Origin of the sequence: Liquorilactobacillus mali (genome assembly GCF_001437155.1) — a bacterium.
In the GTDB taxonomy this organism is placed as follows: domain Bacteria; phylum Bacillota; class Bacilli; order Lactobacillales; family Lactobacillaceae; genus Liquorilactobacillus; species Liquorilactobacillus mali_A.
Map to the genome: position 1 here is coordinate 9,340 of NZ_JQAR01000033.1, position 15,151 is coordinate 24,490.

At 36.6% G+C, this 15,151-nt stretch carries 12 protein-coding genes; 11 read left to right on the forward strand and 1 reads right to left on the reverse strand.

Annotated features, from left to right (window positions below; all coding sequences use genetic code 11):
• The 4 genes from IV36_RS10580 to addA all read left to right on the forward strand — a co-directional run.
• Positions 1–582: carbonic anhydrase family protein (locus tag IV36_RS10580; RefSeq protein WP_056992373.1), on the forward strand; the 582-nt coding region annotated here is incomplete at its 5' end.
• 30 nt (positions 583–612) lie between these two features.
• Positions 613–1,938 carry a C1 family peptidase gene (locus tag IV36_RS10585; protein WP_056992374.1) on the forward strand — a complete coding sequence of 442 codons (1,326 nt, stop codon included), beginning with the start codon at positions 613–615 and terminating at the stop codon, positions 1,936–1,938.
• A gap of 218 nt (positions 1,939–2,156) precedes the next feature.
• Positions 2,157–5,723: a PD-(D/E)XK nuclease family protein gene (locus tag IV36_RS10590; protein ID WP_056992376.1), complete on the forward strand. Its 3,567-nt coding sequence runs from the start codon at positions 2,157–2,159 to the stop codon at positions 5,721–5,723.
• Entirely contained in the window at positions 5,710–9,447 is a 3,738-nt protein-coding gene (gene addA, locus IV36_RS10595) for a helicase-exonuclease AddAB subunit AddA (RefSeq protein ID WP_056992378.1), read from the forward strand. Before IV36_RS10590 ends, addA begins: the two co-directional genes overlap by 14 nt.
• Here the strand turns inward: addA and IV36_RS10600 are convergent.
• On the reverse strand, positions 9,442–10,266 hold the full coding sequence (locus tag IV36_RS10600) for an alpha/beta hydrolase (RefSeq protein ID WP_056992380.1): 825 nt from the start codon (positions 10,264–10,266) through the stop codon (positions 9,442–9,444). The genes addA and IV36_RS10600 overlap by 6 nt on opposite strands.
• A 107-nt stretch (positions 10,267–10,373) precedes the next feature.
• On the opposite strand from IV36_RS10600, the gene IV36_RS10605 reads away from it, so the two are divergent.
• From IV36_RS10605 to IV36_RS10630, 7 genes are all read left to right on the forward strand, one after another.
• Positions 10,374–10,820: a helix-turn-helix domain-containing protein gene (locus tag IV36_RS10605; RefSeq protein WP_056992382.1), complete on the forward strand. Its 447-nt coding sequence runs from the start codon at positions 10,374–10,376 to the stop codon at positions 10,818–10,820.
• Positions 10,821–10,907: 87 nt separating this feature from the next.
• Positions 10,908–11,630, forward strand: coding sequence for a TerC family protein (locus IV36_RS10610; RefSeq protein WP_056992384.1), 723 nt, complete (start codon positions 10,908–10,910; stop codon positions 11,628–11,630).
• Positions 11,631–11,672: 42 nt separating this feature from the next.
• Positions 11,673–12,488, forward strand: coding sequence for a Cof-type HAD-IIB family hydrolase (locus tag IV36_RS10615; RefSeq protein WP_056992386.1), 816 nt, complete (start codon positions 11,673–11,675; stop codon positions 12,486–12,488).
• A 21-nt stretch (positions 12,489–12,509) separates the two neighbouring features.
• Positions 12,510–12,821 (forward strand): thioredoxin family protein, encoded by a 312-nt coding sequence (locus tag IV36_RS10620; RefSeq protein WP_056992388.1) that lies wholly within the window; start codon positions 12,510–12,512, stop codon positions 12,819–12,821.
• Positions 12,822–12,862: 41 nt separating this feature from the next.
• On the forward strand, positions 12,863–13,861 hold the full coding sequence (locus IV36_RS10625; RefSeq protein WP_056992393.1) for an aldo/keto reductase: 999 nt from the start codon (positions 12,863–12,865) through the stop codon (positions 13,859–13,861).
• Between the two features lie 160 nt (positions 13,862–14,021).
• A complete protein-coding gene (locus IV36_RS12460) occupies positions 14,022–14,180 on the forward strand; it encodes a hypothetical protein (RefSeq protein ID WP_338086411.1) in 159 nt (52 codons plus the stop codon).
• 260 nt (positions 14,181–14,440) lie between these two features.
• Positions 14,441–14,932: a QueT transporter family protein gene (locus IV36_RS10630; RefSeq protein ID WP_056992389.1), complete on the forward strand. Its 492-nt coding sequence runs from the start codon at positions 14,441–14,443 to the stop codon at positions 14,930–14,932.
• The last annotated feature ends 219 nt before the right edge of the window (positions 14,933–15,151 follow it).

The following is a 15,151-nucleotide window of genomic DNA, read 5'->3' on the forward strand; positions in this document are numbered from 1 at the left end:
ACTTTACATACAATTGAGGTTAACGCACAAGAAAAAATATTGTCGTTTGACGATGAATACCGATTTATTAATATTGTGAACAAAGGAAATAATCTGCAGTATGATGGCATGGGTAAGGCAATTATTGAAGGAAGAACTTTTGATTTTCAACAACTTCATTTTCATTTTCCCGCAGAACACACAATAGATGGGAAATCGCATCCAATGGAGTTGCATTTTGTGCATCAAAATATGATTGGACAGATTGCGGTGGTGGCACTCTATGTTGAATTAGGGGAATTCAGTAAGGAACTCAATAGTTTTTTCCAAGATTTTCCAGTAAACGAGAGTGAAAAAGATCCATTTTCTGCAACCCTAAGTTTGAATAGCTTGGTTGCAAGTCTTGGCTCAGGTGTATATCATTATTTAGGTTCGTTGACCACACCACCACTGGTAAAAAACGTAGAATGGTGGGTAATTGAAAAGCCAATCACTGTAAGTACTGAACAATTAGATAAATTGAAGAAGCGATTTAACCACGGAAATGCACGAGAAATACAACCAACTAACGGACGTAAGATAATCCATTATGTGTTAAGATGAGTTATTGGATTTTGAAGGTGAGGTTAATTCATGAATACTAAGGGTAGAGATATATCAGAAAAAGATTTAGCAAAATTTCAAAGAGAATATGGCAAGTCTAAGACCAATCGAGTTGTTGCACGAGCAGTGCAGAAGAACGGAATAGCGTCAACAAGTGAAGATTATGAGATGCAAAAGAAGTTGGCTCGCGTTTTTTCACTGGAATTAGAAACTGGAAATATTTCCAATCAAAAAAATAGCGGTAGATGCTGGCTTTTTGCTACCCTCAATACAATGAGACATCAATTTGCCAGTAAGTATAAAGTTAAGGACTTTGAATTATCGGAAAACTACAATTCCTTTTATGATCGTTTAGAAAAGGCAAATCATTTCTATGAGAGTGTGATTAGAACCGCAGCTTTGCCTTTTTCTGATAGGACAGTCAAAAATTTGTTTGATTTTCCTGATGATGATGGGGGACAATGGGCCAATGCAGCAGCTTTAGTTGAAAAATATGGGGTGGTTCCAAAGTCTGCTATGCCTGAAACATTTAATAGTGAGAAAACCAGTGAAATTTCGGCAGTATTAGCACGAAAGCTTAGAAAAGATGGAATTCTTTTAAGAAAGTTTGTTACTGAAGGTAAATCTAGTGAAATCCTTGAAACTACCAAAAACAAATTTTTGACAGAGGTTTATCGGATGCTGGTTTATGCTTTTGGTGAACCACCAGCGAAGTTTGATTATGAATACCGAAATGATGATAAAAAGTACTTCATTGATCAAAATATAACGCCAAAAGAATTCTTTAAGAAGTATTTTGAATGGAATTTTGCAGATTATGTTTGTCTATCAAATGCACCAGATCATAAATTAAATGAATTATATGAGCTGCCGAGTCAAAGTTATATTCATTCAGGAATGCAGGTCACTTTTGCTAACACGATCATTGACTCTTTAAAATCCACGACCATCGCGCAACTAAAAGACGGTGAAGCCGTTTGGTTTGGTAGCGATGTTGGCAAGGACAGTGATCGAAAACTTGGTATTCTATCGTCTGAATTGTACAAGAAAAGCGAGCTTTTTGATGTTGATTTAAAGCTTGGCAAGGCTGATAGATTAAGTACAGGTGATGGGACTGTTTCGCATGCTATGGCAATTGTTGGTGTCGATATCGTTGAAGGAGTACCTGTCAAATGGAAGGTTGAAAATAGTTGGGGTGACAAGTATGGCGAAAAGGGTTATTTTATAATGAGTGATGACTGGTTTGACCAGCATGTATATGAGGTAATCGTAAAGAAACAATATTTGAATGAGAACGACAGTAAGATTTTGAGTAAACAGGCTATTAAGATGGAGCCATGGGATTCATTGGCATAGGCGAATAATTATAGAGAAATAAAGCGGGACCGAGTTGGAAGTTAACTTTTGACTTGGCTCCGCTATTATTTTGTATAAGCATGTTCCGGAAGTCGAAATGCCTTGTCTAACTTCGAGTTGCTCACAGTTCCAATTTAGTACTCGAAGTTTCTTAGCTTTCAACACACCTCTTCTTTTGTGATAAAATAACTGTGACTTGATTAAAGGGGGATAAACGCATGAGCTTGAGCTTTATCTTAGGAAGTGCAGCAAAGGATCATCAAAATGAGTTGGTCGAACAAGTTATTAGATTAAAAAAGGAAAAAGAAGTTAAAAAAATATATATTCTTGTTCCCAATCATATTAAGTTTGCATCAGAGATTGCGATTTTACAGAAATTGCGAGCAGCTTTTGGCCAAGACAGGGAAGTCTTCGCCCAAAGTTCGGTTCAAATTCTCTCATTCTCAAGATTAGCATGGTTTTTTTTGAAAGATAGTGCGATTTATCAGAAAACCAGACTTTCTAGTGCTGGCTTAAATATGTTAGTGTTGAGCATCTTAGAAGAGCAAAAGAATAATTTAACTATTTTCAAGGGTGAACAGGCACAATCAGGCTTCGTAAGTGAAGTTGTTGCGCAACTTGATGAGTTCAGTAAGGGGCAGATCAATAGCCAAGATTTGGCTTTCTTTGCTGAACAGACAAATAATCAAAGTGATTTATATGCCAAATTAAAAGATTTGCAGATAATTTATCAAGAGTATGAAAAGAAATTAGTTGGCAAGTACTTAGATAATAATCAGCTGCTACAGGCATTGACAAAAAAACTAGCTAAAACTAATTTGGTGGACAGTTGCTTTATGGTAACCGGTTTTTCCCAACTAACGGCGAGTGAAAATAAATTGGTTGAGACTCTGGTAAAAAATGCTAAAGAAGTATATGTTGATTTGATACTGGATGATCAACAAAAAGAAACTGCTCCTAGAAGGAATTCTCTTTATTATCGTTCTAACAAGCTATATACAAATCTTGTTGTATATGCGAAGCAAAACCAAATTGATGTTAAAGATGTTACGGCTACAGATAAACGCGTTAAAACACCTGTTCTTTTGGATTTGGAGAGATATTGGACAGGAACAGAAAAAAAACCTATCGAACTTAAATCAGAAGATATTTCCAAGGGGTTAAGTATTTTTTCTGCTAATAATCGTTATCTTGAGATTGAAGAAATCGCGACTCAAATTAGACATAGTGTAATAAATGAAGGATATCGCTATAGCGACTTCATAATATTGACTCGTCACTTGGACTTATACCGTAACATAATTGCACCAGTCTTTACACAATACCACCTTCCGTTTTTTATTGATCTCCAAAAGAAGATGACAGATCATCCTTTTGTCGAGTTTATAATGGCGCTATTTGCTGTGAAAAAGCATTATTATCGCTATGATGATCTGATGAGACTGCTAAAGACAGAACTATTGCTGCCAAAGGTTGATGGGAGAAGCATAACAAGTAAGGAGTACAGGGAATATCTCGACTTAACGGAAAATTTAGTCTTGAAATTTGGCTTTGAAGGAAAAAGCTGGCTGCGGGAAGATGATTGGATTTACTATCGCTTTTTTGAAGGGGATACGGGAACACAGACGGATAAAGAAGTTGAGATCTCTAGGAAAGTAAATGTTATTCGTCATTTAATAAAAACAACACTTCCTCACTTCTTTGAAAAAATAAAAAAAGCTGAAAATGGACGTGAAGCTGCCCAGATTCTCTGCAGTTTTCTAACTAAAGCAGGTATTCCTAATGAATTGATAAACTGGCGTGATAGGGCACTTGAACAGGGGAAGATTGAGGAAGCAGCTAAACCTGAAGAAACATGGAATACGTTTTGCAACTTGTTGGATGAGTATGTCGAATTACTGGGAGAACATAAATTTGATGAGGACCAATTCGTTGAGATACTGCAAGCAGGGTTCGAAGGAGCAGAATATAGTCAGGTACCTTCTACTTTGGATCAAATAATTGTTTCTGAGAGCGGAATGGTACAGATGAATGATCGTAAAATTACCTTTTTAATCGGCGCTACGGATGCAGTTATGCCTGATAAAATCAATAATCATAGTATTATTTCTGATGAGGATCGCTCATATTTAAATCCGGCTTTGAATGCGGAACAGTATCTAAATGATGATACCCTAAATCAATTGGCAGCAGAACCATTTTTAAGTTATCTGGCATTTATGAGTTCTTCAGATAAGTTGTACTTGTCTTATCCATTGGCTGACGATGGCAAGGAAAAATTAAGACCATCTCCTTATGTGACTCGGATTGCTGATCACTATAGAATCAATCTTGATTCAAAGGTTCGGGAACCGCAAATAATGGATACAACTGAATATGTTTTAAAACACTATGTAGGAACAAAGAAAACAACAATTAAGAAATTATTGAAGATTCTTAGACAAGCTAAGATTCAAGGACAGCAAATTCCCAAAATTTGGGTTGAAATTCATAATTTTCTGAACGAGGATGGGCAAGAAACAGAGTTTATGAATAAAATTCTGGCAAGCCTGAGTTATCAGAATATACCAGAAAAGTTAAAACCGGAACTGGTTGATTTGTTGTACGGAAAAACAATAAATACTTCAATATCTAAGCTGGAAGAATTTTATGCAAATGAGTATGCTTACTTTCTAAAGTATGGATTGAAATTACAAGAGAGAAGTGTTTTTGAATTATCGGCTGCTAATACGGGAGAATTTTTTCACTTAGCAATGGACTCATTGGTAAAGGTGTTGAAAGCGGAAAATATCCGTCTGCCTGAGATATCTGTTGAAGAACTTCAAGAGAAAATCAGAATTATTACTGAACAAATCAGGCAGCTGCCACAATTCCAAATTTTGAATAGTACACAGAGGATGCAGTACTTATCGAGACAATTGGATGCAACGGTAGTCCAAGTAGCAAAAGCATTGCAAAAGCAGCAGGTAAGAAGTAATGCACAGATTATGCAAACGGAAGTGCTGTTTGGTCATGTTGGGGCTGAAAATGGAATTGCACCATTAGAATTCAAATTGGGAAACGGTCGTAAGGTCAATGTGCGCGGTAAAATTGATCGAATAGACCAAATTTCAGTGGGTGACACGGACTACGTTGGGATCGTTGATTACAAGTCAAGTTCACATGTTTTTGATTTCCGAGATGCATATTATGGATTGGCATTACAGATGCTGACATACTTGGATACATTAATGCTGAATTTTGATAAGATTGCAAATAACGAGCGAACTAAACCGGCTGGAGCATTATACATGCACCTGTTTAATCCAAAATTAAGAGCTAAGGATCTTTTGAAGCAGTCGAAAGAAGAGCTGTGGCTTAAAGCCAATAAGTACGATGGTTTAATTATTTCAGATGAGAACTTGCTGCAGGCAATGGATGAAAAACTGGCTGAAGAGAGTAATGGCTATTCGAGTCTTTACCCCTTTAGAAAGAAGAAAGATGGTAGCTTTAAGGCCAGTGGGCGACATCAGTTAGTAACGCTCGCCGAATTGGAACTGTTATTACGTCATAATGAGAATTTGATTAAGGAAGCAGCAGATAAAATACTGAGCGGTGAATTATCGTTGAATCCCGTGCAATGGCCAAATAAGCGGACTGCACTGCAGTTTTCACCATACAAGGCAATTTTTCAGTTTGATGCAATGTTGCCAGAGAATCATTATCGTAAACTGCCTAAAATAACTCCAGAAGAAGTAATTAAAATATTGATGGAAGATGCAGGTGAGACAGATGGCAAAATTTGAATTTACTCACTCTCAAAAAGAGGCAATTGAGAGTAGTGGACAAAACATTTTAGTTGCAGCTTCTGCGGGTTCTGGGAAAACTCGTGTGTTGGTAGAACGTGTTATTTCACATATAAAGCAGGGAATTGGGATTGATACTATGTTGATCGTGACCTTTACTGAAGCTGCAGCAAAAGAGATGAAAGACCGAGTTCAAAAAGCACTCCAACTTGAAATAAATAATGCACATGGCAATGAACAGCAGTGGTATGTACAGCAGTTAAGTCGTCTAAATATTGCAAATATCAGTACATTGCATGCGTTTTGCTTACGATTAATAGAGAAATATTATTATTTGATCGATCTAGATCCTGTTTTTAGAATGTTGACCGACGAAACAGAAAGAACACTGTTGCGTGATGATGTGTGGGATGATCTACGTGAAGAATACTATATGCGGTCAGATGAGCTTTTTGAGAGATTGACGCAAAATTTTTCTGATGACCGTAGTGATGATGGGCTGTCAAAACTTGTTTTTAAGACATTTGACTTTGCTAATGCAAATTCAGATTTTGACGGATGGCTTGATATGATGGGAAAGAGCTATTCTGTTGATGCTGATAGTCTAGTAGAAAGCCAGATTTTTACCAGACAGCTTAAACCAATAATATTAGAAAATCTAACTCAGGCCAGGCGCAACTTGACGCAAGCACTAAAGATCGCGGAAAATCAAGGATTCGAGAAGTGGGAAGAGCAACTCCAAAAAGATATGATGGTTGTTTCTGAACTTGAAACCAGTGTTGAAACAACTACGTGGAATGAAATTCGGGTTCAATTGATGAACTTTAGTTTGGGAACAGCACCACGGATGACGAAGTTAGATGATATTCAAAAAGAGTCTAAAGAGGAGATCCTAGGTCTACGGACAGATGTTAAAAAGAGGATAGCAAAACTGGTTGAAGACTTCTTCTTGTTTGATGAACAGCAACAATTTGAATTAATGAAAGATAGTGAACAGCTAGTTTTGAAATTGGTAGAAGTTGTCCAAAACTTTGCTATTAAGTTTGCACAGGCCAAGCGTCAGCGACATGTATTAGATTTTAGTGATCTTGAACATTTTGCACTTTCAATATTATCTGGAAATACTGCGGACAAAAGGAAAGTTCGCAGTAAATTACAAGAAAAATTCAGTGAGATAATGATTGATGAATATCAAGATACAAATCAATTGCAGGAAACATTGATAGGCTACTTAGCCAAGGATTCTCCTGGAAATATGTTTATGGTCGGAGATGTCAAACAGTCAATTTATGGTTTTAGGCTGGCTGATCCAACAATGTTTCTAGAAAAGTATCAACGATATTCCCAGAGCAATGAAAATAGTGGTAATCAGGGCAAAAAAGTAATTCTTGCAGAAAATTTTAGGTCCGTTAAGAATGTTACGGATTTTATAAATCTGATTTTTAAACAGTTAATGGATTATCGGGTCGGTGAATTAGACTACGATGAAGATGCACAATTAAAATTTGGTGCAAAATATTATCCAGAGCTGTCGCCAACAGCTGAAATTTTAATCTATGAGTCTGGAGATGGTAAAGATGTCTCTAGCACAACTAGCGGTGAAGCCATGGGGGAAGATTTTATTCCTGATAGTACGGCGCAGGGTCAAATTTTAGCAGTGATCAGCAAAATCAAGGAATTAATTGCACAAAATAAAAAAATCTATGATCGTACAAAACATGAGATTCGGGAATTAACTTACGGAGACATTGTTTTGCTAGTCCCAACAAGAAATAACAACTTATTGATTATGGATGAATTTCAAAAGGCTGAAATTCCGGTTTTTTTAAACGATGCACAGAATTATTTTCAGACAACCGAAATTCAGATAATGTTGTCTTTCCTGAAAATAATAGACAATCCATTGCAAGATATTCCTCTGGTCAGTGTTCTTAGATCACCGATTGTCGGCTTGAAGGAGAATGCGTTGGCCTACTTAAGAATCAATCAGCGAACCGGTGATTATTATCAGGCACTGCAAAATTTTTGGAAGAATTTCGATGGGACTACTGAAAGCAAATTTGGCAAGGAAATTTATGTCAAGGTCGACTGGTTCATGAACCTTCTGAATGAATTGAGGAATACTGCAAGAAAGAATGAATTAGCAGCGTTAATTTGGAAGATTTATGAAGAAACTGGGTTTCTAGATTATGTCGGTGGAATGCCAGGCGGGATGCAAAGGCAAGCTAACTTGCATGCCTTATATGAGCGCGCAAGTGCATATGAGAAAACGAGTTTTAAAGGACTTTTTCAATTTGTCAGATTTATTGATAGAATGCAGAAACAAAATCAGGATTTGGCTGAAGCAGCGGCAAAGAAGTCTGATGATGCGGTACAGGTCATGACGATCCATGGTAGTAAGGGGTTAGAGTTCCCAGCTGTTTTCTTAATGGATGCAAATCATCAATTTAATGAGCAAAATCTGCGAGAAGATTATTTATTAGATGTTCATGACGGTATAGGAATTTCGTATCTTGATGATGAACGGGTGAAGAAAGATACGCTGCCTAAGATGATAATCAAGGATATTACGCAAAAAAAACTTGCAGCCGAACAGATGAGACTGCTGTACGTTGCGTTGACACGAGCAGAGCAATTGCTATATATCGTTGGTACATACGCGAATAAGAAAACAGCAATTTCGACTTGGAAACAATCCGTACAAGATCAGCAGCTGGTACTTAATCCAACTATCAGACAACAGAGCAAGAATTTCATGGATTGGATAGGAATGTGTCTGACAAGAACAAAGTATTTTAAAGAAACATTTACCATTTCAAGTATTGCACCAAAAGAAATACAGGAAACTGATGCAAATTTCTCGGTAGAATTTTATGATAATTCCAGATTCAGGTTGGGAAATGCTAAGCAAGATGATGCAGATATGCTATTAGCAAAAGAGAATGACGATTCAGATAATCCTGAGAAGGAAAAAATTAAAAAACTGTTGAATTTTGAATATCCAGATTTGGATTTAACAATAACCACTGCTTACCAAGCTGTTTCAGAGGCAAAAAGGGTGTTTGCTGACCCTGCAGAAACAGAGCTGCCGTTTTTAGAAAAGTGGGGGAAGAATACTTTTAAGAAAAAGGCTAACCGAATAGTGAATAATGAATTTAAATTACCGGTTTTCTTCAACAATGAAAATAATGTATCAGCTGCACAAGTAGGTACAGCAACTCACTTAGTATTGCAGAAGATAAAGTTGGGAGAAGCTGTTACAATCCAGTCAATTGAGCAAACTATTTCTAATTTGGTCAAAAGCAATCTGTTGGAAAAAGAGACTGCAAAGAAAATTGAAATCCAGGCAATTGATAATTTCTTTATGAGCAACATCGGTCAACTGCTTTTGAATGAGCCGCAAGCGGTAAATCGAGAAGTCCCATTTTCAATGTTAATGCCTGTTAGTCAATTATTTCCGGATGTTGAGACAAATATTGCGGCCGATGTGCTTATTCACGGTATTATTGATGTATACATTGAAATTGGTAAAGAAGTTATTTTACTGGATTATAAAACAGATTATATTAGACAAGGAGATGTCCAAAAAAAGAAAGAACTGGTCAACCGCTATAAGGGTCAACTGAAACTGTACGCGGCTGCGTTAGAGAATGAATTAAGAAAAAAGGTAACCCATAAATTTTTGTATTTACTAAGTATAAATGAGCTAGTCGAGGTTCTATGAGTTCCTGAATTGGGAAAATGCCCACTCAATTGCGAGATTAACCCATGTTGCAACATGAGCATTAATATCAGCGGGTCCTTTTTCGGGGCGCGCTGTAAGTGAATTAGCCAGCACGGTTCCATGAATGCCAGACGAAAAAATGTGAGATTCAAAGGGAATTTTATTTTTGGCTAATTGTTTGATATAGCCGAGTGTGTTGCTAAGTGGTACAGCTGTGTCTGTATAGGAATTCCAGATGAATGTCGGTGGTGTTTTTGTGTTAACTAATTTTTGGGTATTCATTAATTCAGGAATTGTGGTTATGCGGTTAATTTCTGTTGATTTATGTGTAAAGAAGCTAGTTAAATCAGTTAACGGATATGCTAGAATTTGGGCATTAGGTTTAATACTTTCATTGCTTAGGTCCAGTTCACTGGCTAATTTAACTGTTGCCCATGTACCAGCTAACGCAGAAACAATGTGTCCACCAGCCGAGAATCCAAGTGTAATTATTGCATTAGGATCTTGATTTAATTTTTTTGCATTGTTTCTGACGAAGGCAACAGTTGAAGCAATCTCATGTAAGGGAGCTGGATAAAGCGAACCAGTCTCGGAAGAGAGCAAGGAATAATTCAGCGAGTAGACATTGAAGCCACGAGAATGAAAAGCAAGGGCCGCTAAGGTATTCTCCCTCTGGGAAAGATGCTTGAAACTACCACCAGCACAAAGGACAATCCCAGGAAAAGCTTTGTTTTTTGGAGTTGTTATGGGTAAAACATATGCAGTTGCAGTTACAAGATTTTCATTAGGCAAGGGAATAGTAAGTTCTATTATTGACATTGTATGCACCTGACTTTCACAAAAAATAAGAATTTCTCAATCATTTTAGCACATAAGTTCTTTTAAATATAATAGTCGAATTTATAAATATTAGGAGGGTGAGTTATATGTTTCCGGAACAATTAAAAGCATTGCGCAAAGGAAGTGGTTTAACGCTTTCACAATTAGCAAAACAATTAAATGAAATGAATATAGATGACGAATTAAAAACGCATCCTAACTCTGGACCGCAGATTGGGAGCTGGGAACGAGGCATTAATACACCTTCTTATGCGGAAGTTATGAAATTGGCAATCTTTTTTGGAGTATCACTTGATTTCATGGTAGGTCGGGTTAATCAGCAAATTGATATTGAAAAGATATTTACTTTAAACAACGATTTAGTCTTTGATGGTAAGCAATTATCAAGTAAAGAGCGTGCAGAAAGCTATAGCATTTTAAAGGCATATTTCATTGGCAAGGGTTTAACAAATGTGCATGGTTCCGATAATAAAGAAAGTAAGGGTTACAAGGAAATAACATTTAGTCTTGGTGATAGAAAAGCAACTGATTAGTGTCGTTGAATGAACAGTTTAATTGCAAATTATAATATGTTAAGATTAAGTTAAATTAGTAAAATTAGTTGCAGGAGGACTTTTTTGTTGGACATTATTTCTAAACTGTATGGTCCATTTTTTAATGTTGAAAATTGGAAATTGGTAATTGAATCTGGAAGTGATTGGCTTGTAATCTTATCACTCGCATTGATTGAATGTTTGCTTTCAGTAGATAATGCAATTGTGCTGGCCGCACAAACAAAGGTTTTGCCCACTAAGGAAGAACAAGAGAAGTCCCTTTTTTATGGTTTATGGGGCGCGTATGTTTTTCGTTTCTTAATTATTGGGGTAGGAACATACTTGATAAATTTTTGGGAGATCAAGGTAGTTGGTGCAGGATATTTACTCTATTTATCACTCGCACATTTTTATCATATATACCATCCCGTTGCTAAGAAGAAAAAGGCCAAGGGGAAGCGCCTATTACCGCTATTCTGGTCAGTTGTAGTCTCCATTGAACTGATGGACATTGTTTTTTCGATTGATTCTGTGTTGGCATCGCTAGCAATTTCTTCAAACCCCGTGATTGTACTGATAGGTGGAATGATTGGTATTTTGTGTATGCGTGGCATCGCTGAGATAATTATCAAACTTATGGAAATCATACCTGAACTTGAGGTAATGGCGTATGCTTTAATTGGTTTGATTGCGGTAAAGCTGTTTATTTCGATTCCTATGATAGATATTGAAATTCCTGCTCCGTTATTTGCTGGAGTTGTGTTGTTAGCAATTATTATCACATTTATTGTAAATCGTGTGAGAAGATAGCTAAAAATATGTTTTAAAATTCGAAGGTTGGTGATCAGGGAAATGTACAAGCTAATTGCGTGTGATCTAGACGAAACACTTTTGAACGATCAAAAGAAGATTTCGCCGAAAAATGTTCAAACAATTAAGAAGGCGGTTGCACAAGGGGCTTTCTTCGTTCCGAACACTGGACGTAGCTTTTTGACAGTGCAGGATAATTTGCGTGAACTAGGACTGTATCAACAAGAAAATTCATATGTGATTTCATTTAATGGCGGAGCAATTGTGGAGAATCAGGGAAACCAAATTCTAACAACTAATCTTTTACCATTTGGAGTTGTAAAGCAATTGTTCGAGTTAGGTGTAAAAAATAATTACTGTATTCACGTATATTCACTGGACAAGCTCTATATTTGGAATATCAATTCTGAAGAAATCAACTATATTTCGGGAAGAGTAGCTGATTGGGAAGAACTGGAAGAAGACAACATTGATGCGTTAGCGACAACTAAATTGGTGAAGATCATTTTTAATATAGCAAGCAAAACAGAGCGCGCAGCAATCGAGGAAGAGGTTCTAAGGAATATTGATTATTCATTGAATATTACTTTTTCCTCGGATCGTTATATCGAATTTAATTCTAGCAAGGCCGATAAGGGGCAAGCACTTATAAAGCTAGGTAAGATGTTGAACATTAAAGCAGACGAGATTATCGCAATTGGAGATAGTGGCAATGATTTAGCCATGATAAAATCTGCGGGACTCGGAGCAGCCGTTGCAAATGCAAACGAGTTGATAAAGGAAAATGCTGATTTTATTACTGCGAATGATAATAATAATAGTGCAGTTGCAGAAGTCATTGAGAAATTCATCCTATGATAGCTTGGGAGCTGATGTACTATGTTAACGGAAATAGTAAGTAAATCTGATATTCCACTTGAAGGATTGGCACTCATTAATTTTCATGCAGATTGGTGTGGCCCATGTCAGATGTTTACACCTGTTTTTGAAGAACTAGCGATACATTTTGGCAATGAGCTTTTCTTTGGAAGAGTGGATGTCCAAAATAAGCAAAAAATCGCTCAGAATTTTGATGTATTGAGTATTCCTTGTACCCTCTTATTTGAGGATGGCATCCCAAAGGAAAAGATTCAAGGCTATAAGCCATATGGTCAATTTGAAAATTATCTTGAACAGAAGTTGAATCATTGATGGTGTATGTATGATTGATTGAAGTGAAAGGAATGGTGCAGATGTTTAAAGCTGATGACAAACGATATGAATATTTGCCAATGAGAAGAGTTGGCTCAACTGGATTAGTTTTACCTGTTATTTCACTTGGATTATGGCGAAATTTTGATAGCAATAGTCCTTACTATGAGCGTAAGCAATTAATTCTACATGCTTTTAACAGAGGAGTGTTCAGTTTTGATTGTGCCGACCGCTATGGTAATCCAGAGGTCGGTTCTGCGGAATCATTATTGGGTAACGTTTTGAAAGATGAGCTGCGGCCTTATCGTGACGAGCTTGTAATAACGACAAAAGTTGGATATGAGACTGGTCCAGGGCCATATGGACAAATGTTATCAAGAAAGTCTATATTGCAATCAATTGATCGCAGTTTAGAGCGGTTGCAAACCGATTATGTTGATATCTATTATGCCCATCGTTTTGATTCGGAAACAGATCTTTTTGAATCTGTACAGGCATTGGATCAGGTAGTTAGACAAGGTAAGGCACTTTATATTGGAATTTCAAATTTTGATAATAAGCAGACCAAAGAAGCGATTAGACTTTTTAAAGAATTAGGCACACCTTTTACAGTCAACCAAGTCTCATATAACATGTTGAATACGACAATCGAAAATGATGGGTTGCTAGATACTCTTAGGAAAGAGCATCGCGGCCTAGTTGCATACGGGCCCTTAGCAGAAGGCTTGCTCAGTTCCCGCTATTTGAAAGAAATACCAGCAAACTTTCCTATCCATCATACTAGTAAAAAGGTTTTCGATAAGGGCGAAAAGAATGTTCTGCTTAAGCTGAATGCACTAAATGAAATTGCACAAAAAAGAAATCAAACTCTGTCTCAATTGGCTTTATCATGGCTGCTTGCTGATGAAGTAGTTTCAAGCGTAATAATAGGAACAACTAGTGAAGCACACTTAGATGATAATCTAGAAGCAGCAAAAAACATGTCATTTACAGAAAATGAGAAGATTGAAATTCGGAAGATTACTGACTTATTTAATTAAAAATATGACTGCAGATGCAATTAATGTTTCATCTTGTCAAAGTTGGATGACTCAGGACGACTCAGTTGGCTGAAGAGCCTGGGGGTAAAATCAGTCATTGTAAAAGTAACTGAGGGACTGACATATAAGAACCTTATGCAAGTAAGTAAGTCAATTACTTATGCGAAGTAGTGCTGATGAAATTACCGTGTTTCGATATATATTGAAACAGCATAAGACGGTTTATTATAATGGAAACGGGCAGATGCTATACGGAAAGCAATTTATCAATGGTAAGTGGTATACGTTTGATAAAAATACAGGAGCAATGAAAAAGTAGTTTGAATTAATAAGTTAATAAAAACAAGTGAGGCTGGATCAAAATTAAAATTTAACCAGGCCTTTTTATTTGTTGATTTCTAACTAGTACTAAAGTGCTAAAATTTTGCTGGCTTATAGCACATTATTTTTTGGTTTAAGTTAAAATTTACAAATAAGTATCTTTTTATCTATACTGATTTTTGTTATAATCGTAAACGGTGTCAATGGTGGTTCGCGAAAATCCCACCAAAATAAAAAACTAGAAAGAGGTATTTATAGATGCAAAATTCACACGAAAAAACAGTGGGAATTATTAAGACAGGATTAGTTGCAGCATTGTATGTTGTTTTGACTTTGACAGCTTCAGGGATGGCATATGGGCCCATCCAGTTTAGGCTTTCAGAAACCCTGAACAATTTAGCTGTTTTCAATAAGCGTTATATCTGGGCAATAACAATTGGCTGCGTAATTGCTAACCTTTGGTCTAGTCTTGGAGTGGTGGATGTTATTTTTGGATCGTTGGGTTCACTTATGATGACATCGATCAGCTACTGGTTGAGTAAATATGCAAAGACGACAGTCGGCAAATTAACCATCAGTGTGGTTGTATGTACGATTTCAATGTGGAGTGTTGCACTGGAACTATATTTGGTCAGTCATGCTCCTTTTTGGGAAACATACCTAACAGTCGCTGCCGGAGAGTTAGTAGTATCTGTTTTAGGTGCGATTATTATCAAGATTGTTAGTTTAAGAGTGGATTTCAAGAAATAGGCAGCAGAAATAAAAAGTTAAGTTTATGTCTTAGAAAAAATTGAAACATAAGTTAGTAAATTGGAATACTAATGCAAAATTATGAGCATGGTGCGTCCCTTGCTATGAATGATTTGAAGTTAAACAAAGCATTTTAATTTATGGAACATGTTTATGATAAATAGAGGAGGCTGTGCCATAAGTCCTTCAAAAAAGAAGAGATTAGCGAAAATTGTTCTT

Coding starts and splice junctions, on each gene's coding strand:
- IV36_RS10615 (WP_056992386.1), top strand. CDS start 11,673: ATGTACAAGCTAATTGCGTGTGATCTAGACGAAACACTTTTGAACGAT.
- addA (WP_056992378.1), top strand. CDS start 5,710: ATGGCAAAATTTGAATTTACTCACTCTCAAAAAGAGGCAATTGAGAGT.
- IV36_RS10625 (WP_056992393.1), top strand. CDS start 12,863: ATGTTTAAAGCTGATGACAAACGATATGAATATTTGCCAATGAGAAGA.
- IV36_RS12460 (WP_338086411.1), top strand. CDS start 14,022: ATGCGAAGTAGTGCTGATGAAATTACCGTGTTTCGATATATATTGAAA.
- IV36_RS10605 (WP_056992382.1), top strand. CDS start 10,374: ATGTTTCCGGAACAATTAAAAGCATTGCGCAAAGGAAGTGGTTTAACG.
- IV36_RS10585 (WP_056992374.1), top strand. CDS start 613: ATGAATACTAAGGGTAGAGATATATCAGAAAAAGATTTAGCAAAATTT.
- IV36_RS10620 (WP_056992388.1), top strand. CDS start 12,510: ATGTTAACGGAAATAGTAAGTAAATCTGATATTCCACTTGAAGGATTG.
- IV36_RS10600 (WP_056992380.1), bottom strand. CDS start 10,266: ATGTCAATAATAGAACTTACTATTCCCTTGCCTAATGAAAATCTTGTA.
- IV36_RS10630 (WP_056992389.1), top strand. CDS start 14,441: ATGCAAAATTCACACGAAAAAACAGTGGGAATTATTAAGACAGGATTA.
- IV36_RS10590 (WP_056992376.1), top strand. CDS start 2,157: ATGAGCTTGAGCTTTATCTTAGGAAGTGCAGCAAAGGATCATCAAAAT.